The organism is Micromonospora sp. NPDC093244 (genome assembly GCF_040683695.1).
In the GTDB taxonomy this organism is placed as follows: Bacteria; Actinomycetota; Actinomycetes; order Mycobacteriales; family Micromonosporaceae; genus Micromonospora.
Window position 1 is genome coordinate 48,791 of sequence record NZ_JBFBEO010000006.1, and the last position, 20,912, is coordinate 69,702.

Here is a 20,912-nt window from a genome sequence, read left to right on the forward strand (position 1 = left end):
GAGCCAACCCCGTGTCACACCCCCGCACCGACCTACAGCAGGGCGCACCGCCCACGCCGGCCGGCGCCAGCGACTGGCATGACTGGTCCTCGGCGTGGACCCAGCACGTCCCGCTGCTGACCGGCCGGAGCGACCTCACCGTCCTCGTCGCCCCCGGCACCGCCGGGGACGCACCCGAGTGCTTCTACCCCGACCTGAACCGGATCGAGGTCGACGCCACCTACATCGCCGACAGCCCCGACGTCACCGACCCGACGAAGGCCCGGCACAAGCGGATCGTGCCCACCGGCTACGGGCTGCTCGTGCACGGCGCCGCGCACGCCGCGCACAGCCGCTGGGCCACCCCGCCCGGCACCCCGCCGATCCTCGCCGACGTCGCCAACATGCTCGAGGAATCCCGGGCGGAAGGACGCCAACGCACCCGCCGGCGCGGCGACCGCCGCTGGCTGCGCCACGTCGTCACCACCCTCCTCGACCCCGACCAGGCGGCCGTTGACGACCCATGGCACGCCGGACAACTCGCCGCCCTACTGCTGGCCCGCGTCGACGCCCGCATCGTCACCAGCAAAGACGTCCGCCCGGTCCGGGCCGCGGTCACCGGTGTCCTCGGACGCAAACGCCTACGGCAACTGCGGGACATCTGGCGCGAGGCCCACACCTGCGACGACACCGACGCCGACACCATGATCGCCCTGGCCCGCCGGTGGTGTCAGATCCTCGGCATCGACCCCGACCAGCAGTACGACACACCCGTACCGGACCCCGGGCAATTCGCCGGCCGCCTCGCCGCCGCCCTCGTCGACTACCTCGCCGTCGCCGCTGGCGTCACCCCGGCCGAGTACGCCGCCGCGCTGCTGGCCCACCGGCACAGCCCACCAGCCCAGTGGAAGCGCACCGACCCGACCGAGCAGGAACACCGCGCGGCCCGCGACCTCGCCAACCGGCTGCGGCAAGCCCGCACCCGCCACCCCGACCCCGGCCGGCGCCCCTCGACGATCCCACCCGGTCGGCTGCGGACCCGCCACGCCATCACCGCCGAAGCGCAAACCGCCGCCGGGCAAATGTCGACCGCCGCCCCGTGGCAGCAACGCGCCCCACTGCCGCCCGAGAAACCCCGCCTGCACCTGGCGATCCTGGTCGACCTGTCCGGATCGATGGCCCGCTACACCGAGGCGATGTCCTCCGCCGCGTGGATCTTCGCCAACGCGGCACGCCGCGCCGACGCGACGACCACCACCATCGGGTTCGGCGACCGCACCACCGTCCTGGTGCCCCCACGCACCTACCCCCGGCAGGTGATGCACATGCGCGCCGGCCTCGCCACCGCCACCTTCCCGGAAGCGGTCAAGGTCGCCGACCAACTCCTCGACCTGCGCCACGGCCGCACCCTGCGGATGCTCGCCGTCGTCTCCGACGGCTACCTCGACGACATCCCCGCCGGCCAACACCTCGTCACCACCCTGCACCGCGCCGGCTGCGCCGTGCTGTGGCTCCACCCCGCCGACCCACCCACCGACGGCGAGCCGACCGACCCGAACCAGATCTGGGGGCACACCTTCACCGACGCCACCACCCTGACCGTCACCGACCCGACCGAGGCCATCGCGGCAATCGCCGACGCCGCCGTCACCGCACTCGCCCAGGCCTGAATCCCGGCCGAGCGGGCCCCGAGCCGGCAGCCAACCAGTCCCACTCCGCGCCGCGGCGCTGCGCCGGCTGCGGCCCGCGCAGCGCCGCACGCCAGGACCCAGGACATACCAGGGCCTGGAATGCGGGCTGCCCCAGGCAGCCCCGCTCGCATCTCGCGGAGGGCCGATGCCGAATGGCCTCGCTGCCGCCCCCGCGACTTGACCATCCCGCGCCATCGAAGCGTGCATGCATCGCGTCCTGACCGACCCCGGCTCCGGACGCGGTACGACGCTGCCCACCAAGGAGTTCCTCATGCGTTACGGCACCGACGACGAACACCCCTTCGACACCGACAACCGCGCCTGGCGGCGCCTGCGCGACGTCACCAGCGAACACTTCGACGCCATCACCTGGAACCGGGACCCGGACGGACGGCCGGTCCTGCTCACCCTGCGCGACATTCCCACCGGAGACACAGTCACCCTCGCCGTCCTCGACTCCCTGGAGATCCGCGACCCCCACGCGCTGCTCGCGGTCCACACCACCGGCGAACTCGGCGCCCACGGCCCCACCAGCGGCGCCGAAGCAGCCCACTCCCACGCCGCCACGCTCGCGCTCGACAGCACCACCCTCGCCGTGACCAAGCCCGTACCGCTACACGACCCCGCCGTCACGGATCTACCCACCACCAGTTGTGTCGACCTACCACCCGACCTCGCCCCGATCATGCGCCCCGCCCTCGACGACACCCGCACCGCCGTTCTCGTGCTGCTCGACCGCACCGAAGGCTGGCTCGCCGCCATCGGCCCGTTCCCCACCCACGCCGCCGCCGACACGTGGCAACCCGCCGACGGACCCGGGCGCACCGCCGACCGGCTCACCGTGCCCCTGCACCCGATCACCATCGAGCAGGCCCAGCCATGACCAGCGCCCGGCCACAGGGACACGCCCGTCCTCCCCCACCGTGGCCATCGACGTCGACGGCGTCCTCCACTCCGTCAACCCCGCCCACGCCGAGACACGCGGCTACCGGCCACACCGCTACAACGGGCCCGCCCCCGACGGTCAGCACGTCACCGGCACCGTCTGGCTGAACCCCGACCACGGGCCGTGGCTGCGGGAACTGGCCGAGCGCGCCCAACCGGTGTGGTGCACCAGCTGGAACCAGTTGGCCGCCGCTTGGATCGCGCCACGGCTCGGTTTACCGACCACCTGGCCACACGTCCCCGTCCGCGTCGGCGGGGTCCGCTTCGGCCACCGGAGCAACCTCCGCCTCTGTACGCCTGGGCCGCCCGGCGGTTACTCGCTGTCCTCGACAACGAGTTCGGCGGCGAAGGCCCCACCATCGCCGACCAGCGCACCACCGACGGCGTACCCCCCGTGCTCCACCGGGTCGACCCGTACGGGCCGCACCGCGCCGTGCGACGTCGACACGATGCTGACCTGGCTGAGTCAGCTCTGACCAGCCCACAACGGCGCTACCCGGCGCGAAGGCATTCCGTTCACCCGGATCCGCGGGGCCCCAGTCCCAGACGTATGCCCCGCACCGCATTGACAAGGAGTTGACTGTGGACAACCCGTTCGAACCCGCCGACGACCCGTGTACCGACCGGTCACCTCGACTCAGCGTCGGAGACCTGGAACGACGCAAGACCCGACGGCTCGCCCGCGAGTGCGACACCTGCGTCTTCAAGCCCGGCAACCCGATGCACCTCGACCCCGGCCGACTCAAGCAGATGGTCGCCGAGGCGCGCGGCGCCGCCGGCTACATCATTTGCCACTCGACGCTGCCCTACGCCGGCAGCCCGGTCCCGCCCGCGGTCTGCCGTGGCTTCGCCGACCGCTACCACACCCGGCAACTCCAGGTCATGGAACGGCTCTGGGGCTTCGTCGACGTCGAGCCACCCGAGCCATACCCCGCCCGCACCCCCGAATGCCCAGGAGACACCCACCATGCGTGACATCAAGGACCTTCTCCGACGCCAGAACCAGATCATCGACACCACCGGCTGGGCCGTCACACATGTCCTGCCCACCGACGACGGCCCCCACACCACCGCCCCGTTCGCCTACACCGTCGGACTCACCGCCCACGACTACCCCGAACTGATCACCGCCGGGCTGCCACCCGAGGTCGCCCACAGCCTGCTTAACAACCTGGCCCGCCGGGTCTACGACAAGGCCGGACGGTTCACTCACGGCCAGCGCATTAGCGACCTCATTGCCGACTACGACGCGATCATCATCGATGGGTCGCCCACCGACGAACTGCTGCCCGGGATGGCGATCAACCGCTACGGCCGCGACCAGATCCGCCTCCAACAGATGGTGTGGCCCGACCCGCAGGGCCGGTTCCCCTGGGACAACGGGTACAGCTTCGACCCGCAGGTACAGCCGCTGATCGCGCAGCTGTGACGGAGCACGCCAACGACGGTCCGCCGGGATCCGGGCGCCCCTATCGGCGCTCGGATCCCGGCCACCACCGGATGCGCTCGCCTACCCTCGGCTCGGGCTGTGTCGCCACCAAGGTCTACGCCCTCACTGGGGTCAACATCGTTAGCGAGTCACTGAGCGTTGGCGCGTGCCCGTCCTTTCCGGTGGTTCGTCGAGCATGGAGTGAGAAGACGGGGCCTTTCGTCGTCCGGCGGTGCCATGCGTTTCGGATAATCCGCCTCGTTTCGGCCAGCTCGCTGCCCGTAGTCACCCTTCAGCCGCCCAGATCCTCATGAGGCGGCAAGAACCGACTACCCATAGCTATGGGGCTCTGAACGCCGGCACGCTCGATCCGCTGCGTGTCTGTTCATCGCTACTTAAAGCTCCCTTGCTCTACTCTCCGCCTACAGCGATACTGCGGTTGGACCGCAGAGCGCGGCGAGACCCTGGCATCCTCGGAGCCCTATCGTGCCCAATCACCACGACGACGATCTCCAGGCGTTTGCGACTCTTGAATCCGAATTTCGGTCGGTATGTGAGATCGCGATCGAGACGTGCCTTCACCTCTCTCCGCCCTATCGGCCAACGGCATGGAGAGGGATGATTTCCACTCTGGGTGCAGCGGAGGCCGCGCGACGCCTGGTCGTTAGCGGGGACATCCAAACAGGCTTCGGTCGGCTTGTTCAAGCTGGTCGTCCTGAGCTGACTATTGAGTGGGAGATCCTCAACCCAAGGTGGGATTCCTTATTCAGCGAGCAGCACCGAGCAGCCGCACGCTGGCGGCTTCAGCAAGCGGGCATCGAGCCGCCGAGCCTTTAGTCGCCGCCAGCACGGTTCAGCGCGTGGCGCCGAGCTGGAAGACCAGATCGCAACAGCAGCTTAAGCGAATGTGAGAAATGTCCGAATACTACAAAATTATCGTCGATGTCGGTCACGAAATTGCGGCGTCGACCAGGAACCTCGGCGCTTTAAGCTCGAATACTTTCAACGCTGCTCGCAACCTCGGACGTGTCGACTTGCTTTCGGCGGACGATGAGATAGCAAAGCTGCTTGCGCAAAGCAGGTTGAAAGGTGTGATTATCGGGGTTGTCGCCACTGGCGGGATCATCGCAGTCGCTACCGGTGGGGTCATCGCCGCAGTCAAGTCCGCGCCGTATATCAAGGGCTGGTTCAACGATCTGACGTCGAAGTCGAGTGGGAACGCCGAGATGAGCGAGGGCGAGAGTCAACCTGCCCTGGACGGCGCCGCCGCGACGACTTTCTCGCAGCAGGTAGAGGCAGCGCTGGACGACCTGCCCACCGAGATGAGCAGCGAAGACGCGCAACGGCGGCTCGCAATGATCATGATCGCTGCGGCGTTCATCGCCGATCAGATTCGGGTCCTATCCCGTGCTCGCGTCGAAGACGCCGGCGCTCCGCAGGAACTGAAGAGTGCGCTGGAGAGACTCTCCTCCCTAGACCTCACGGACACCCTCAACCGGATGCTGGAGACCAATTCCTCCCTGCTCAGCGACGCGACCACAACCGCGCTCATGAAGATCTTCGAAGGCGGCCGTTTCGTCGAAGGTGAATACCTGCCCCTGCGCAACGACAAGATCAAGCATGCGCTTCGCCTGACTGACGGCGAGGACTGAAACCCGGAAGAGCCCTGGAGACTTGGCACCACCCCGCACCTCGAGCCACACCCTGGCGGGTGCTTGCGCCAGCAGGCCCACCGGTTGCCTTAACCGTTCAGGGCACAACGGGGCGGTCACGAGAGGCGAACCTGCTCGGCGGCACGGCTGGTGTCGTGTCCGTTCGAGGTTCGCGGCACGGGTGGCCAATACCGGCGGACGGTGCGCTCGGATCGGCCGATTCTGGTGGCGATGTCGGCAGGGTGCAGGGACGGGTCCTGGCGGTACCAGTAGGCCACGGCTCCAGCGGTGTCCGACGGCGCCTCTGCGCTGCTTTCGCGGTCGTCCGGCTGGGGCTCATGTCTTTGACCCCCGAAGGGGTTCGGCTCAATCTGTTGGGTAACGCCCGGAGTCTTGACTTTGTCCTGCTCGTCGGAGTTCTCGACTGGCGCGACTGAGGAGCCGGTGATGCGGGAACGGTTTCTCCCTGGCCGGTCTGTGTCGTGGTGAGAGGGATCCGTGCGCCGGTCGTGTGCATCGTTCCTCGGGCGCGTAGGTGCGACTTGCTCGGCGTCGCCCGCATCGGTCGACGCAGGCGCCGGTCTGACGGAGGGGGTGCGGATGCGGCCAGCGATCTCGACCAGGCTGATGCTGGCCACGACGACCAGTCCGTCGACGGAGATGGGCAGCAGGTAGGAGGCAGCTGCGTCGGTTTCGCCGTAGCGGGCGGCGACGCCGACCATGTGCCAATAACTCACCCAGGCGGCGATGCCGGCAATGACCGCGGCGGCAATCAACCGCGCGGCGGCCAGGCCACGGCGGTCCGCGGGTACTCGGGAGATGAGTTCGACGGTCAGCAGCAGCGCCAGCGGCGGCCACGCGGCGATGACCTGGCTGATGAGGTTCGGCTGGGCGTGCAGGACGTTCGCCGCGATCGACGCGGCGACGCCGAGGGTGAGAACGGCTCGCACGCCCCACCGCAGGCGGGTCAGGAGCTGAATGTCGACCTGCGCTGCTTGCGAGGTGCGGGCGGTGCTCTGCTGGGGTGGCGCTGTGGCGGTCATGCGGCGGGTCCGTCACTGGGCCGGCGCGCCGGCAGCGGGTCCGGTCGGCGGGCGGGGCGCTGCACCTGGGCGACCAACTGGTCGGCCAGGGCAATGGTCTCATCGCTGGGTTCGGCGTCGATCTCGCCGAGCGCGCGGGTCAGGGCACGGCGCAGGCTGCGGATCGCGTCGAGGTGCCCGAGCGCGGCGCGGGCGCGCATCGCCTGCTGGTACAGCTCTTCGGCGTACGGGTTGTGGCCGATCGCGGCGTTCAGGACGGTGAGTTGCTCGGCGGGGTTGTCGGCGAGGGCGTCGGCAAGGGCGAGGTGGGCGTCGAGTGCCTGTTGCCGGACGGCTTCGCGGTAGGGCTCGATCCATTCGTAGTCGGCGCCGTCGGCCAGGTGCCCACGGTAGGTGTCGACCGCGCGGCGCAGCGCGTCGAGGCGCTTGGCCGGGTCGGTGGCCTGGTTGGCGTCGCGGATCGCGGCGCGCATGCGCCACAGGTCCACGTCGACGGCGTCGCGGTTCAGGACGTACCGCTGGTGCGGGTGGGTGAGGTAGGTGCCGGGTCCCGCGGTGCGGCGCATGATCGTGCGCAGGTCCGACACGTAGGTGTAGAGCCGGCCGGGTGCTTTGGTGGCGGGGGCCTCGGGGAGCAGGTCATCGAGGATCGCCTCGACGGTGGCGGCGCCGTCGTGGACGGCCAAGTAGACGAGCACTTCGAGGGACTTCTTGCGCAGCGTCGGCCCGGGTGGGATATCGGCGATGGCGGCGGGGCCGAGCACGGCCACCTTTACCCGACCGTGGTTGGTCTCCTGGCCGTCCTCGGCCGCGCGATCGGGGTCCGGTTCCTCGGAGGATGGCGTGGTCGCACCATCGCGGGAGGTGTCGGCGCTCGGGGCGTGGGCGTTGGCGGGCAGGTCCGCCCCTGTTGGGGCGGCTGCGGCGGTCTCGCTGTCGGCGCTGTCCGGTGTTGCCGAGGCAGTGGGCACCGGTTGCGGGTCGGAGGCCGGCAAAGCGCCGTCGTCGCAGGAAGAGTCGTCAGGTGGCGGTGATTCGGTATCGGGCAAAGGTTGCGTGTCAGGTGCCGCTGTTCTGAGCTGGGCGAGGGCGGCTGGTTGAGCTGGGGCGGGTGCCTGCGGCTGGCCTGTGTGGGACTCGGCGAGGGTGACGAGCAGGTCGCTGGTCTCGGATGGGGTGAGGACGGCCAGCCGGCCGATGACGGCAGGGTGATCGCCGTGGCGAGGGCTCTGGCCGTCGGCGTGGCTGGTGGTGCCGTCCGCGGCGACGACGACGGTGTCGCCGTCGGGCCAGGCGCCGAGCAGCACGCCGTGGATGTCCAGGCGTTGGCCTTGGGCGAGGAGCGCGGCGGTGCGGGGGCGCTGGTGGCGGGTGGCGGCGTCGGCCAGCAGCAGGACCGGCGGCAGCGGCTCCTCGGTGGGGTCCGCCGCGCGGGCGGCGGCGACGGTGTCGACCTCGTGTGCGTAGACGATGCGGCTGCGGTGCAGGACCTGCGCCTCGATCAGGTCGAGGGCCTCGTCGAGGTCACCGGTGACGGTCAGCCGCGGCGTGTGGGGCAGCCTGAGGGCATCAGCGCCCAGCAGCGTCGCCGCGGTCGCTGAGGGTATGACCAGCCAGGTGCGCTCGTCCGGTGCGTCGAGGCCCCCGGCGGCTAGGGCGGCGACCATGAATCCGCGGGCGGCGGGCTCCGCGCCGGGACCGGTGAGTCCGAGGCCGGCGGTCGGCCAGATCGGGGTGAGCGGGTGCGCCAACGATGGCACCAGCGGGCAGGGCCCACGGCTGGCGGCAGGTGGTGGTGTGCCGGAGGTGTCCTCGTCGTCGGGTTCGACGGGGTCGGGGCTGTCGTGGGCGTGCTGTTGGGAGGGCTTCACGCTCTCTTCGGGCAGTTCGATGGCGGCGGGCCGCTCAACGCGGCGGCGGGCGGGGATGGTGCGGCGGCGGATCTGGTGGATCACGGCAGGCATGGGCGCCATGTCGGGGTCGTCGAGGCGCGGGTCGGCCGAGAGGGGACGTCGGGTGTAGCGGTGGCGGCGGTGTGCCCAGGTCAGGGCGACGGCGGCGAGGATGGCGGCGACGAGCCCTGCGTCGAGCCAGCTGCCGGTGTCGAGTGTGGTCCCGGGCTCAGCCTGTGGTCGCGGCGTTGGCGTGTGCGGGTCGTTGGTCGCGGCGGGGTGGGTGGGTGTGGTCGGGGCGCGTGAGGTGGGTGCCGGGTCGCCGGGCGCGGTGGTGTCCGTGGCCTTGGTCGCGTCTGGTTCGATGCCGTCGTCTCGGTGGTGAGGCGCCGGTGTCGTCGGCTGGGCAGGCGGTGGTGGGGCCGGCGTCGACGGTGCCGTGGTAGGGGCGGATGGTGGTGGCGCGGTGCCCCTGGCCGGCGGGTCGGTGGGTGACGTCGGCGGTGCGGGCATGCTGGGGGTGTTGTCGGCGGGTAGGCGCAGGGTCCAGCCGGGATGGATGAGGTCCGGGTCGCGCAAGGTGCCGCCGACGTGCGGGAAGTGGGTGCCGCGGTTGAGGGTGAAGATCTCCGGCCAGCGGTTGGCGTCGCCGAGGCACCGGTGGGCGATGGCGGACAGAGTGTCGCCCCGTTGCACGGTGTAGGTGCCGCCCGGCGACGCGGTGTCGCGGGCGGTTCGGTGCGGGACGGGTGTGCCGCTCGAGCGCGCCGGATGATCGTCGTTGACGTCGCCGACGGTGGTGCTGGGTGGTGCGGCGTGCGCGGTGCCCGCGGCGGTGGTGACGGCGGTGGCGCCGAGCAGGGCGGCGGTGATGCCCTGCACGGGACCGGGGACGCGCAGCGCCGACATGCCGCTGAGGCGGTGGGCCACCGCGCTGTAGGCGCGCAGGAGGATGGTGGTGCTTAGCGGCAGCCACAGGGCCGCCGCCGCGGCGACGGTGAGGGCCATGAGGAAGCCGCTGGTCATCGGTTTGGTGACCCACTGCTGGACGGAGGCCGGTGACGGCAGCGTCGGCGTCCATACGCCGGTGCGAGCAAGGACGACGGGCACGGTCGCCGTGCCCAGGATGGATGTGGTGATCGCGGCGGTGCGCGTCGATCGGTTTGACACACGTCCCTCCTTCCTGCGGCGGATGCTGTCCCGGGCGGCTCCCCCGCCGGGGGCGCGTGTCCTGCCGGGCGGGTGAGGCGGTTGACGGCGACGCTATGACCACCGGTGTGCCGGTGGGAGTCGCTGGTGGCTGACAGCACCTCACCGCACCTCACACGACCTCACACCCGCAGGTCGACACAGTGGGCCGTAGCGGACGGTCTGCCCGCGAGGTAGGCCGAGGCTGCGAAGTCGGAGAGGGCTTGCGACTCGGAGCGGTTAGTGCCAGGTGGGGCCACCGGGCGGTCAGCCACCCGCCGGGCAGGAGCCGTTGGGTGGCCGGGTGACGCCGGCGATGACGCCCTGCTGGTCCAAGTTTTATGCGCGCCCGGGGGCCCATGCGTACGTCAGGGCGGTAGGTCGTACCAGGCGTGATCGTGCTGGATTGGCTGCGCGCCACCGGGTGGCGGTGATGTGCCTGGCGACCTCCGTGGCCCCCGACAGTTGGCGACGGAGGCCCTGACCAGGCTGCGCCAGCCTGCCTGCGACCGGATTCCCCTGCTAGGGCCATGAAAAGGTAGGGAGGGTCACCAGGTGGGGATGGCGGGTTGGCCCGTCAGGCTGGCTGTCGTGTCGGCCATGTCGGTGGGGAGGATGCCCGCTGCGGCGAGGCGACGGGTGTAGCCCTGCCGCAGGTGGTCGGCCGCGTCGTGGTCGCCGAGGGCGATGAGTGCGGTGACCGCCCGGGTGTGCAAGTCGGCGTTGTACGGGTCGATGCGGATGGCGGCCTGCAGCCATTCGAGGGCCTGCCGGGGGTCAGGGCTGGCGGCGGCGAGAGTCGCATGCGCGTCGAGGACGTGCCGGCGGGTGGCTTCGCGGATCGGGTCGAGCCAGGGCCAAGTCCGGCGGGCGGCGAGGTCACCGGAGTAGGCGTCGATGACGGCCTTCCAGGTCGTCGCGTCGGTGGTGACGGCGGTCGTGGCGTCGCGGACCGTGTGGTGGAAGTGCCACAGGTCGACGGTGACGCCGGTGGGATCGAGGCGGTACCGGTCGTCGCTGTGCTCAATGATGCTCACCCCGGCTGCGGAGCGGATGGTGGCGCGCAGGTCGCTGACGGTGGTGTAGAGGCGGCCGGTCAGGGAGTGGCGGGGCAGGCCCGGCCAGATCGCGTCGGTCAGCTCTCGGGTGTCGGCTCCGTCAGGGTGGGCGGCGAGGAACACGAGGACCTGGAGCGCGGCGGTGCGCCGGATCGCCACAGGATGATCATCCAGCAGCAGCGTCGGCTCACCCAGCACGCGCAGCTGAAGGCGTCGCTTGTCGTTGCCGGAGCGGACGGGGTGATCCTGGGCGCTGGCCTCCCACCGCACGGGTCGACCCGCCTCGGTGTGATTGCGCGACGGACCGGAGGTCCCCGGGTGTGGTGGTGTCGGGTCGGGGTGGGCGATCACGGTGAGCAGGTCGGTGGCCGTGACTTGGCTAAGGACGCACATCCGTGGCCCGGCTGACCTGTTGCCGTCTAGGGGGCGGGTATGCCCCGACGGGTCGACCTGCCACGTTTGACCGGCAGGCCAGCGTCCGAGCACGGCCACCGCGGCGGAGGCGGTGGCCAAACTCGCCAGGGTGTCCGCGCTGTCCCTTGCGGACGGCGCATCGACGATAAGGGTGGGACCGGATGGGCCGGTGTCCTCCTGCGCGTCTCGTTGCGACTGGTCCCCTGCGCCCAGGCCCCGACCGGAAGGGCTGCCGGAGAAGAACTGCGCCGCCTGCCCGAGATGGTCGATGACGGCCAGGCCTGGCAGTCGCCGGGCCAGCGTTGCGGCGATAGAGCGGAGCAACGGTGCCAGGACGGGTCGAGTGACGACCACGGACACTGTCGGGTGGTGGCGCCCAGCTAAGAGGCTGGTGACGAGCAGGCCACGGGCGGCGTCCTGCGCCCCTGGCCCCGTAAGACCGACCCCAGTTCGGGGCAAAGCCCGACCAGCGGTTGGCGGGTCGAGCAGTGACGGGCCGGCCGAGGCCGCGCCGGGTTCGGCAGGTGATGGCGAGTCGGCGAGGGCGGCTTGTACGGCGGCTACCGTCGGGGGCAGTGGTGCCAGGTCCGGGTCGTCGTGGCCGTGCGGGCCGGGCGGGCGGGGCTGGTAGGCGCGGCGGCGGCGCAGCCACACCAGGGCCGCCGCCGCGCTGACCTGCTCGGCCACGTCGCGTGGCAGCCAGCCACCAGCGACGCCGATCCCGGTGTCGGCCACGACGCCCGCGTCTGAGGGCGTCGGGTTGGCGGCGTCGTTGAGGGTTCCGGCCGCTACCGGCTGCGTGTCCGGCGGTGGCGGTGCGGTGATCGCGTGGGAGCTGACACCGAATACGGCCGCGCCGGCGATGCCGCTGGCGGTGGCTTGCAGGGGTGTCGGTAGCGGCATGCGCCGCAGCCACGACACGGTCGCGCGGAGTCGGGCCAGCACCCGGATGATCACCGTGTAGGCGAGCAGGAGCCACACCAGCCAGGCCGCGATGGTGAGCGCGGCGGTGAGAGTCTGTTCAGTCAGCGGGTTCTGCACCCATTCGCGTGCCTGCGCGGCGCTCGGCCACCCTTGTAGGGGTGCTCCAATCAGTGACAGCAGCACGATCGGAGGGCCGGCCAGAAGGGTCAGGACGAACAGCAGCGACATCAGCTGCCGCGGCCACCGCATGTCACCCGCCTCCACCCGGTGACATGTCCGCCCGAAGCCGGCCCGTGGGCGGTGCGGTGGGAGTGGGCGGGGCGGGGCGCAGGACACGGCTCCAGAGCCGAGTAGCCCACCAGGTCGCGACGGCGATGGCGTAGATGACGCCGAGCATCCCGGCGGCCCGTCTACTGACGATCGCCGCGCAAATTACCGACACCGGGGCGGCGAGGATCAGGCGGAACATCAACGGTGTCACCACCGCCATGACGACGGCGACGCCGAGGAGGAAACCGCCGACGCGGCCGGCGATGTCGATCCACAAAATCCGAGCTGGCCACCGGTCGGCGGTCAGGGAGTACTGGATCAACCCCATGCCGAGCGTGGCGGCGACGATGGAGCCCGTCGGCGCGGCCAGCAACGCCGACCAGCCGCCGTGCGGGGAACGCCACTGCCGGGCGGCGACGACCGCCATCGCCACGGCCATCACCGACACCGGCGCGATCGGCCACAGCGCCCACTTCAAGTACGGGCCGACGGGCATGCCGAAGTATTGGCTGGTGACCACCGCGTACAGGCCGGCGATCGCCGCGCCGAGGGACACCGCGGCGAGGATTCCGACGCTGACCCTTCCCCCTTCGGTTCGGGTGCCGGGGGTGGGACTGCGGGCGGCGATCAGCGAGCCGAGGACCGTGCCCGCGGCCAGGCACGCCAGCAGGGCCATCACCGCGGCCATGGTGAACTCGCCCCAGTTCACAATCACCGAGTAGTACACGCCGAGCACGCCATGCTCCTCGGCGGTCAGGAGGCACTGCCAGATCAGGGCCAGCGACGCGAAGCCGGGTACCGCGATCGCCGCCGCCCGCCGCACGGGTGGCACCGGCACCTGCACCCGCTCGACCGTTCCGGTATCGACGGCGCCGACGTCTGCGGCGCCGCGAGCCGCGACCAACCACGGCTCGGGCACGACGACGGGTGCGGTGCCTGTGTGCTCGGCGATCGCCGCCGCTAGGTGCGGTAGCTGGGCGCTGCCGCCCACACAGTAGATGCCGGCGAGGTCGCCGACCGTGAGCTCGGCGGCGGCGATTGTCTCCTGCGTCAACTGCGCTATGCGCCACGCCACCGGTCGGACGGCCTCGTCGAGCATCGCGCTGTTCGCTATCACCGGCGGCCGGTCCGGGAGCGGAACCGTGACGGCCGGATGGATCACCAACGCTTCCTTGGCCACCCGAACGCTGTCCCCCACCGACGCGCGCGACGCGCCCTGACCGTCTCCCGTCGACGGGCCGATGAGGGCGTCGGCGAGCGCGTGGTCGACTGCCGTGCCGCCAACCGTGGCGTCGGCGAGGGTCGCGAGGACCTCGAACCCGGCCGGCCCGCGGCGCAGCACCGTCACCTCCGCGCCGGCGCCAACGTCACAGACGACAAGAAACGCGCCGACCGGCACCTGCACACCAGTGGTGAGCAGATACTCGGCGACCGCCACCGGGGCCTCCACCAGACGTGGTTGCGGCAACCCCGCTCGGTGCGCGACCTGCCGCATCCAGGTCCGCCGCCGGGGCCCCCACCCCGCCGGGACTACCACCCGCACATCCCTCACCGGCTGACCGACGACCCGCTCGGCTTCGGCGGCGACCCTGCGCAGCGGCGACGCCGCCACCTCCAGCGCGTCGCCGCCAGCGTCACCTGCCGTCGCGTCCTCCACCGGACGGCGCGGGCCCGGAATGAAAGCCGCGGGATGCCCCGCCGCCTGCCCCTTCACGGGCATATACGACGCGCTATGTAGGGATGGGTTTCCGGCGAATGACAGCACGTGCGCGCTGCCGTCGGCCCACGCCAGGACGGCTTGGGTGCCGGCGCTGCCGCAGTCGATCGACAACCGCGCTTCCCCCGACCCCATGTCCATAGTCAAACATGAGGATCACATTCACGTCACCTGTCAATCACTCACGGCCAGCAGACACCGGCCGAAACCGCACCAGCGTCACAAACCGCCAACGAATCTCCTCGAGGAACCCTCGTGGATAGGCCGTCTCCCGCCTGCGTGCCTCTTGCCAACGACACCAACACGCATTGGATGGAACCGTGAAGCCATCGAACACACCCGCCTACCCCACCGACGGCATCGCCCGCACATGGACCCGCGCAGTCCTGACAACCGAACCCGCCGACCACGACACCGCCGAAGCCGCTGCCCGCGCCGCCTACCGCACCGCAGGCAGGCCCGAGCCCACAGAGTTCATCTGGTGCCCGTCTCCCTGGGCCGCACTCGGGCTCATCGGGCGGTTTCTCGAAGAGGGGCAGGCCTCACTCGTCAATTCCGTGCGTCGCGCGGTGTTGAACCACGCGTTGTCCGCAACCCGCGCCCCACTCATCGATCGGGCCAGCGACACTGACGGGTTCGCCGCCTTCGGCGAGTTCCACTCCTACTTCGAACGCAAAGGGTTCTACGGCGAGCAACGCTACGACGGCATGGACGAGCGGTACGACCTGATGGAGCGCCCCTACCGGTGCCCGCCGGTCCTGCCGTCCGAGCGGTCGGCGCTGCGGCCCGTGCTTCACGCCGTGCACCAGACCTACCGGCACGTCCTGAGCCCAGCGTGGTCGGCGATCGACCGAGCGATCAGCGCCGATTACACGCTCCAACCGGCCTGGTACTGGTCCGACGAGCACGGGCTCGTCGACCAGCACGATGAGGCCCGTGCCGTCGTCCGCTACAGCACACCCGGGCTCAACGACCGATTCTTCGACCCGGCCTGGTGCTTCTACCCCGACCTCATGGTCCTGGCGGCCATCGACACCTACCGCCGAGTTTTCGATACCGACCCCGGCAGCGCCTGGCAGGGCTGCCGCGACATCGCCCTCACCAGCGGACCCTGGTGGGCCTTCCCCGAAACCGTGGTCATGAGCGAGCGACCCACCCTGCTCACACTCGACGAGCAGGACCGTCTCCATGCCGACGACGGGCCAGCTATCCAATGGCCCGACGGTCACCAAGTCTGGGCCCAAGACGGCGTCCTCATCGGCCCACCTCGCTCGGGGTCGGCAAGACCGGAGCATGATCTCAGAAGCCCGCAGTGACCATCTGGTTATCCACAGGAGCCTGCGTTGTCCACAGCTAATGCGATCAGGCATTGATCGGCCGGAGCAACCCTGCTGAAGTACCTGCGCGGGGACGACGTTACGTCCCATCCACCGACGAAGGAGCGCAGCCATGACCGGGGTGGACACAGCCGATCGCGGCGCGCGGACAGGTCGACACCATTGGAGCACCTCGCCGGTGTCACTGGCCTCATCGGCGCGACGGCCGCTCTCATCGCCGCCGTCGCCGGCCTGCTGACAGCCGCCGCCACGCTGACGGTGAGTCGCTGATGCCCGCCGTCGAGGCATGGCTGCTCGGCGGACCTGCCGACGGCCGCATCACCCACATCGAGGTCGACGACGACGGGTCCCTTCCGCAGGCCATCGTCCTGCCGCAGAGCGGCGCCTACCTCGGCGCGCGCGAGCACCCCAGCCAGCCGGTGCAGCACCGCTACCTCCGCTGCGCCAGCGAGGTCGACCCGCCAACCTTCCGGTACGACGGCCCTGTCCCCCGGGACCAGTGACGTCAGCATGGGCTGTCAACCGACCAAAAGCCGGAGCGGACCGTGTGCCGGCCAGAGGACGACACCGCCCCAGCCCGGCTCCATCGCTACCCAACATCATCCGCTGATCGAACGCTTGTACGATTCGCTGGTGGAGGATGTGGCGGCGCGCTGGTGGAACGGGATCTGGGGCCGCCTGGGCCGCCGAGATGTGTGGCTCGTCCGCGAGGTGCGGTGGAAGGTCACCGCCCGCGCCGGCGACAGCGAGACTGGCCGGGTGCTGCGGTGGGAGTTCGACACCGAAGGCGAGGCGCTCGCCATGGTCAAGCGTCTGCTCGCCGCCGACGCGGGCGGCCAGTGGCGCAGGCAGTCTGGCGATAGCCAGCCGCCACAGCAGACCTAGTACCCGGCTGACGGTCTGCACCTCGGGGGCGCGGACCGGCAGCCGGATCGTGGTCAGGAGCTACAGGTGTTGAGCATGCTTTGCAGGGCGGACTTCTCCGACGACTGCAGGGTCAGGCCCCAGCTGTACTTCACGGTGATCCACATCTTGCTGTAGGTGCACCGGTACGACGACAGGGGCGGCTGCCAGGTGGAGGGGTCCTGGTCGCCCTTGGACTGGTTGACGTTGTCCGTCACCGCGATCAGCTGCGGGCGGGTGAGGTCGTTGGCGAAGCCCTGCCGGCGGCTGGTCGTCCAGGAGTTGGCGCCGGAGCGCCAAGCCTCGGCCAAGGGTACGACGTGGTCGATGTCGACGTCGGAGGCCGCCGTCCACGTGGCGCCGTCGTAGGGGCTGTACCAGCGGCCGGAGGTGGCAGCGCAGGAACTGTCGACGACGACGGAGGTGCCGTCACGCTTGAGGACCTGCTCGCGGGTGTTGCAGCTACCGCTGATCGTGATCCAGTGCGGGAACAGGTCACGCGAGTAGCCGCTCGTCGAGCCCTGTGTCGCCACGGTCAGGGCGTTTAGCTGCGACTGCGCCGTCGCCTTCGACGGGATCCCGGGAGGTGCGGCCGACGCAGGCTGCGCGCTGACGCCGACCAGGCCGGCGACAGCGGCGAGGAAGACTGCGGCGGAATGGCGTGTGATGCGTGGGAAACGGGCAGAGACTGGGGTTCCCCGCATGAGGGCCTCCTCGGCACTGGGTCGACAGCAACCGTCTCTCACGATCATGACCATCGAAGGATGTGTTTGTGAAGGGGTAACGAAGCAGCCACAAAACTTCGGTGCGCTTCTTTGCGATGCGGGCACGAGTGGACAGACTTGGTGGGAACTCCGCATGCCGCCAACGAGTTTTTGGCGTCTAACGGCGTCAGCGTCAGCCCTTGAACCCCTTGGCTAGGAGCGGGGTAGCTCAGGGTGAGCGTGCTACCAGTAACGGCATGGCTCTTCTGGCCGCTTGGCATGTGCCAGCCATACTCTGGGAGCCTGAGCAAGGCGCTCCAGAGGGAGGCAGACGACATGACCCAGCCCATCGTGATCTCCGTGTCAAAGCCGCTCTGGGCGGCCTGGGCGGTGGATCGGAAGTTGAGGGACCCACACAGTGAGGAGGTCTCCCAACTAACTCAGGACCAACTCTTGGACGTGCTGTCGCTCACCCAGGCCGCCGCAGAGGACGTAGAGGCGGAGGTGGTTCACGGACTCTGGATGGGGGACGGGGATTCCTACGCCAGGCCCATCGTGAAGACTGGCATGGTCCCCGACGGGGACTTCTACGTGTTCGGGGAGACGCCGGAGGAGGCTCTGGAAGAGGCCCGCAGATTCCGGGACCGCATCCTGGACACCATCAAAATGAAGCTGGCGCAGCGGACGGCGGATCGTCGCTGAGCCCCCTGGCTCCCTGCCGTCGGTTCCACTGAGGACCCCTCGGCCCGCTTCCTGGGCTTCGCTGCGTCCGGGGCCTGGTGCCCCACGGGGCAACCGAATCCTCGGGGTCACAGGCCATCTCGCCTTGTCGCCCCTGGCCGCTGAGTGGATCGAGGTCACCATTCCTGAGAGTTCGGGCTCTCGTTGAGCCCCAACATCTCGTTGAAATCGAAGACACAACGCGGGTGCGCGCACTGCGCCGGATTCTCCAGCATCCACTGCGTGGTCTTCACCGTGTGGTCCGACCAGATGAAGCCCCGGTGACAGATGGGCTCATCAGCCTCGATGGGCTGTCCGCAGCGAATGCACCTGGGCAGAGGAGTCCCGTCCGGGTACGTGTCGTCAGTCATGCGATGGATTCTCGTCTCCCCAACCGCAGAGCGCCTCAGACCACGCCGGCCGGATGTGGGTAGGCCCGGCGAGAAGGCCACCCGAGCCAGAGCACGGATCTCCAGCAGTAGTCATCCTGGCTTGATGACTACGTGGGCATGCCGGGCCGGAGCTGAACTCCGGCCCCGGCAACCCGCTACCTGCGGCACCTGGTCGGCCGCCTCCGCAACACAACCATCCCACTAATCGCCGCGCCCGCGACGGTGGCGATTGCTGGTATCGCCACGGGGGCAAACCGGGCCACGTCACCGCCGCTGAGCTTGACGACGTATGCCAGAGCCCCGATGGCCAGCACCGCGATCAGTACGAGCGCGCCGGATCGACGGTGGTGAGCAAGCTTGCTGCCCCGCCCTTCACGCCGATGCCCGCCCGAAGCTCCTGTCGTCCCGGACGCCGACGACACGTGAGCGCAGTCAGCAGGGTCGGGAACCAGCCCAGCTTCTCCGTCGGCATGGTCAGCGCGTGGGTACAGCGCCGCTACGAATCGGGAGTCGCTCGAAGGCCTCCTGCAGCATCGGGTTGCGGGTATGAGTGTCGTGATATTGCTGCAATGCAGTGCCGAGCTCCCAGGTCTGACGTTCGTCGCCGGTTTGGACGATCCCATAGAGGACGCCGGATACAGCCCGCTGCTGCCCGATAGCGACCAACTGCTCGATGTCACGTAGCGGTGCCACCAGGGTGGGCAACGCTGGGGTAGGCAGGAACGCTCGGCCGAGACTGTTGGCGACGTACCACGGGTCGAGGGTAGCTACCATGCCAATGAACGGCCGGTCAGTCGGGATGTGAGCGAACTCGGGCGCACCGGCCCGGATCTTATCGAGGGTCCGTCCGAGCTGGCCGAATGCGTCGCCGAGCGTCCGGATGTAAGCGTCTTGCACGGTGGCATCGGCCGCCCGGGCAGCCAGCGGGGACCGGGTCGCTTTGGTCTCGACCAGCAGGACCAGGTCGTCGAAGACCACGAACCAGTCGGTGCTCTTGGCCTCCTGCCTGCCCTCCCGGTAGACGACCTCCGGGTGGACCGACACGGCCGGAAGAGTGGCGAACTGCCGCCCGACGTAGTCCTCGTGCAGCTCTCCCAGGTCGCGCGTAAACGCCGTGCGCCACCGGCCAAGTCCGACGTAGTAGAGCTCCAGGGGTGTCAGGCGGCGGGGAATGAGATGGCGAACCGGCGCGATGAGCCTGCCGCCGGACAGCCGCACCATCGGTCGAGACGTCAGCGGGTTGAACGCGTAGCGGTCCAGGTGCGGCAGCGGTGTTCGCTGGGCCGCGGCGATGTTCTCCTGCCGGAACTCGTCCATGGTCTGCGCGAAAACAGAGTGTATGACGGCCAGGATCTCGTCCCGCGGCAGCACTGTGAGCAGTTCGGCGAACTGCGGCTGATCGAGCCAGGCCGGGTCGAAGAATCCGCTGTTGTGTTCCGCCGAGGTGGCCAGCATGATCACGATCTCCGTCGCCGTGACCGTCGGGGCGCCCAGAAGCTGGGTCATCGCATCCGGTGAGATCACCTCCAACCGCTTGCGGCCGGTGTAGTCGTCGAAGAAGGCCACCGGGCGGGCGAGTTCGGCCAGCCCGTGCTCCTGGTATGGGAACTGTTCGTAGAGGGTTCGCGCGAAAATCGAGAAAGCTGAGCTGAGATCGGCATGGTCGGACTCGTCCGAGGCGAGGCGCTCGTGCATCTGGCACGCCATCACGATGTCCCGCTCGCGCGGCAGGGCCGTCCGGTGCGCATTGCCGTGCACGATGGAGGCCTTCGCGACCGCAGCCAGCGCCCACGGCGGCGTTTGCAGGAAGACAGGCGCGGCAAGGTCCTCGGCGGACAGCCGCAACGGCACCCGCAAGGAACGTTGCGCGACGGCCGTCAGCAGCGCCTCTTGATGGAAGCGCCGCACGAACGAGCTGAACTCCTGATACGAGTATTCCCGCGCTGAACTCTGAGCCACCAGAACAGCTTCCCATTCCCCAGCAAGCCGTCTAGCTGCGCTAACCCTGCCATCAAGCGATTTGGGCTCGGATTTCAGCAAGAGGATCAGAGGCGGCACCCGCCAGTAGATGGCCTGTCAGCGGTCAACGTCGTCGATGTTTCCGAGCAGGATGGCGGAGCCGTCTTTCCAGCCGCCGACGCGGGCAATGCGTAGCGGGTCGGCGCCGGTGCGGTGGGTGTCGGTGGCGAAGAGGCCGCGCCGCAGGAGTGGCCGGACCAGGCGGCCGGCGGCCGGAGTGAGCCTGGCGGCGGCGGTGCGGGCCACGATCAGGGCGACGGCCAGGCCGGTGAACCGGCCGTCACTGCTGCCGCTGCCGGTGGGGGTGCGGCTGAGCCCGCCGTGACGGTCGATGCGCACGAACAGCGGACCTGAGTCTCGGTCGTGGTCGGCGGGTTCGGCCAGCTCCGCCTGGGTTTGCCCTGCTGCACCATGGGCAAGCGGCTCAACGAGCCAGTGGCAGCGCCCGCCGGAAGCTGGGTGCCGGTTGCGGCGGGTTCTGTTTTCGGGCAAGGTCGCGGTGTGACTGCACGGCTACTGATTGATGGCGGTGGAGCGGTCGGCAACCTTTTGCGTTCATGCAGCGGGAGTTTTGCGGATTCGGTCGACAATCGCGTTAACTCCCCCGTGGGGCGGATGACGGTGAAGAGTTGCGG

At 69.7% G+C, this 20,912-nt stretch carries 18 protein-coding genes; 10 read left to right on the forward strand and 8 right to left on the reverse strand.

The window, feature by feature from the left end; genetic code table 11:
• The first annotated feature begins 11 nt into the window (after window positions 1-11).
• The 6 genes from AB0N27_RS25005 to AB0N27_RS25030 all read left to right on the forward strand — a co-directional run bounded on the left by AB0N27_RS25005 (window position 12) and on the right by AB0N27_RS25030 (window position 5,696).
• Window positions 12-1,649, forward strand: coding sequence for a VWA domain-containing protein (locus AB0N27_RS25005; RefSeq protein WP_364374446.1), 1,638 nt, complete (start codon window positions 12-14; stop codon window positions 1,647-1,649).
• Between the two features lie 226 nt (window positions 1,650-1,875).
• Window positions 1,876-2,553, forward strand: coding sequence for a hypothetical protein (locus tag AB0N27_RS25010; protein WP_364374449.1), 678 nt, complete (start codon window positions 1,876-1,878; stop codon window positions 2,551-2,553).
• A gap of 40 nt (window positions 2,554-2,593) precedes the next feature.
• Window positions 2,594-3,091, forward strand: coding sequence for a hypothetical protein (locus AB0N27_RS25015; protein WP_364374452.1), 498 nt, complete (start codon window positions 2,594-2,596; stop codon window positions 3,089-3,091).
• Window positions 3,092-3,197: 106 nt separating this feature from the next.
• Window positions 3,198-3,590: a hypothetical protein gene (locus AB0N27_RS25020; protein WP_364374455.1), complete on the forward strand. Its 393-nt coding sequence runs from the start codon at window positions 3,198-3,200 to the stop codon at window positions 3,588-3,590.
• Entirely contained in the window at window positions 3,583-4,044 is a 462-nt protein-coding gene (locus tag AB0N27_RS25025) for a DUF4262 domain-containing protein (protein WP_364374458.1), read from the forward strand. Before AB0N27_RS25020 ends, AB0N27_RS25025 begins: the two co-directional genes overlap by 8 nt.
• Window positions 4,045-4,958: 914 nt before the next feature.
• On the forward strand, window positions 4,959-5,696 hold the full coding sequence (locus tag AB0N27_RS25030; RefSeq protein WP_364374461.1) for a hypothetical protein: 738 nt from the start codon (window positions 4,959-4,961) through the stop codon (window positions 5,694-5,696).
• Window positions 5,697-5,812: 116 nt separating this feature from the next.
• On the opposite strand, the gene AB0N27_RS25035 is transcribed toward AB0N27_RS25030, so the two are convergent.
• The 4 genes from AB0N27_RS25035 to AB0N27_RS25050 form a co-directional block, all read right to left on the reverse strand.
• Window positions 5,813-6,739 carry a DUF2637 domain-containing protein gene (locus AB0N27_RS25035; RefSeq protein WP_364374464.1) on the reverse strand — a complete coding sequence of 309 codons (927 nt, stop codon included), beginning with the start codon at window positions 6,737-6,739 and terminating at the stop codon, window positions 5,813-5,815.
• On the reverse strand, window positions 6,736-9,801 hold the full coding sequence (locus tag AB0N27_RS25040; protein WP_364374467.1) for a BTAD domain-containing putative transcriptional regulator: 3,066 nt from the start codon (window positions 9,799-9,801) through the stop codon (window positions 6,736-6,738). Before AB0N27_RS25040 ends, AB0N27_RS25035 begins: the two co-directional genes overlap by 4 nt.
• A 566-nt stretch (window positions 9,802-10,367) precedes the next feature.
• Entirely contained in the window at window positions 10,368-12,464 is a 2,097-nt protein-coding gene (locus AB0N27_RS25045) for a hypothetical protein (RefSeq protein ID WP_364374470.1), read from the reverse strand.
• 1 nt (window position 12,465) lies between these two features.
• Entirely contained in the window at window positions 12,466-14,205 is a 1,740-nt protein-coding gene (locus AB0N27_RS25050) for an Hsp70 family protein (RefSeq protein ID WP_364374473.1), read from the reverse strand.
• Window positions 14,206-14,522: 317 nt separating this feature from the next.
• On the opposite strand from AB0N27_RS25050, the gene AB0N27_RS25055 reads away from it, so the two are divergent.
• From AB0N27_RS25055 to AB0N27_RS25065, 3 genes are all read left to right on the forward strand, one after another.
• On the forward strand, window positions 14,523-15,518 hold the full coding sequence (locus AB0N27_RS25055) for a DUF6745 domain-containing protein (RefSeq protein WP_364374476.1): 996 nt from the start codon (window positions 14,523-14,525) through the stop codon (window positions 15,516-15,518).
• 290 nt (window positions 15,519-15,808) lie between these two features.
• On the forward strand, window positions 15,809-16,042 hold the full coding sequence (locus AB0N27_RS25060; RefSeq protein ID WP_364374479.1) for a hypothetical protein: 234 nt from the start codon (window positions 15,809-15,811) through the stop codon (window positions 16,040-16,042).
• A gap of 130 nt (window positions 16,043-16,172) precedes the next feature.
• Window positions 16,173-16,424: a hypothetical protein gene (locus AB0N27_RS25065; RefSeq protein ID WP_364374482.1), complete on the forward strand. Its 252-nt coding sequence runs from the start codon at window positions 16,173-16,175 to the stop codon at window positions 16,422-16,424.
• Window positions 16,425-16,477: 53 nt separating this feature from the next.
• On the opposite strand, the gene AB0N27_RS25070 is transcribed toward AB0N27_RS25065, so the two are convergent.
• A complete protein-coding gene (locus tag AB0N27_RS25070) occupies window positions 16,478-17,146 on the reverse strand; it encodes an HNH endonuclease family protein (protein ID WP_364374485.1) in 669 nt (222 codons plus the stop codon).
• 336 nt (window positions 17,147-17,482) lie between these two features.
• On the opposite strand from AB0N27_RS25070, the gene AB0N27_RS25075 reads away from it, so the two are divergent.
• A complete protein-coding gene (locus AB0N27_RS25075; protein ID WP_364374488.1) occupies window positions 17,483-17,848 on the forward strand; it encodes a hypothetical protein in 366 nt (121 codons plus the stop codon).
• 155 nt (window positions 17,849-18,003) lie between these two features.
• Here AB0N27_RS25075 and AB0N27_RS25080 read toward each other — a convergent pair whose 3' ends face one another.
• The 3 genes from AB0N27_RS25080 to AB0N27_RS25090 form a co-directional block, all read right to left on the reverse strand.
• Window positions 18,004-18,237, reverse strand: a complete 234-nt coding sequence (locus tag AB0N27_RS25080; RefSeq protein ID WP_364374491.1) for a hypothetical protein — start codon at window positions 18,235-18,237, stop codon at window positions 18,004-18,006.
• A gap of 495 nt (window positions 18,238-18,732) precedes the next feature.
• Window positions 18,733-20,217 (reverse strand): hypothetical protein, encoded by a 1,485-nt coding sequence (locus AB0N27_RS25085; RefSeq protein ID WP_364374494.1) that lies wholly within the window; start codon window positions 20,215-20,217, stop codon window positions 18,733-18,735.
• Between the two features lie 117 nt (window positions 20,218-20,334).
• Complete coding sequence (locus AB0N27_RS25090; protein ID WP_364374497.1) at window positions 20,335-20,616, reverse strand: hypothetical protein; 282 nt, start codon at window positions 20,614-20,616, stop codon at window positions 20,335-20,337.
• Window positions 20,617-20,912: the final 296 nt, after the last annotated feature.

Excerpts from the sequence above, each read along its gene's own strand:
- AB0N27_RS25010 (WP_364374449.1), top strand. The coding sequence starts at position 1,876 with ATGCATCGCGTCCTGACCGACCCCGGCTCCGGACGCGGTACGACGCTG.
- AB0N27_RS25025 (WP_364374458.1), top strand. The coding sequence starts at position 3,583 with ATGCGTGACATCAAGGACCTTCTCCGACGCCAGAACCAGATCATCGAC.
- AB0N27_RS25030 (WP_364374461.1), top strand. The coding sequence starts at position 4,959 with ATGTCCGAATACTACAAAATTATCGTCGATGTCGGTCACGAAATTGCG.
- AB0N27_RS25035 (WP_364374464.1), bottom strand. The coding sequence starts at position 6,739 with ATGACCGCCACAGCGCCACCCCAGCAGAGCACCGCCCGCACCTCGCAA.
- AB0N27_RS25045 (WP_364374470.1), bottom strand. The coding sequence starts at position 12,464 with ATGCGGTGGCCGCGGCAGCTGATGTCGCTGCTGTTCGTCCTGACCCTT.
- AB0N27_RS25050 (WP_364374473.1), bottom strand. The coding sequence starts at position 14,205 with ATGCCCGTGAAGGGGCAGGCGGCGGGGCATCCCGCGGCTTTCATTCCG.
- AB0N27_RS25060 (WP_364374479.1), top strand. The coding sequence starts at position 15,809 with ATGCCCGCCGTCGAGGCATGGCTGCTCGGCGGACCTGCCGACGGCCGC.
- AB0N27_RS25070 (WP_364374485.1), bottom strand. The coding sequence starts at position 17,146 with ATGCGGGGAACCCCAGTCTCTGCCCGTTTCCCACGCATCACACGCCAT.
- AB0N27_RS25075 (WP_364374488.1), top strand. The coding sequence starts at position 17,483 with ATGACCCAGCCCATCGTGATCTCCGTGTCAAAGCCGCTCTGGGCGGCC.
- AB0N27_RS25080 (WP_364374491.1), bottom strand. The coding sequence starts at position 18,237 with ATGACTGACGACACGTACCCGGACGGGACTCCTCTGCCCAGGTGCATT.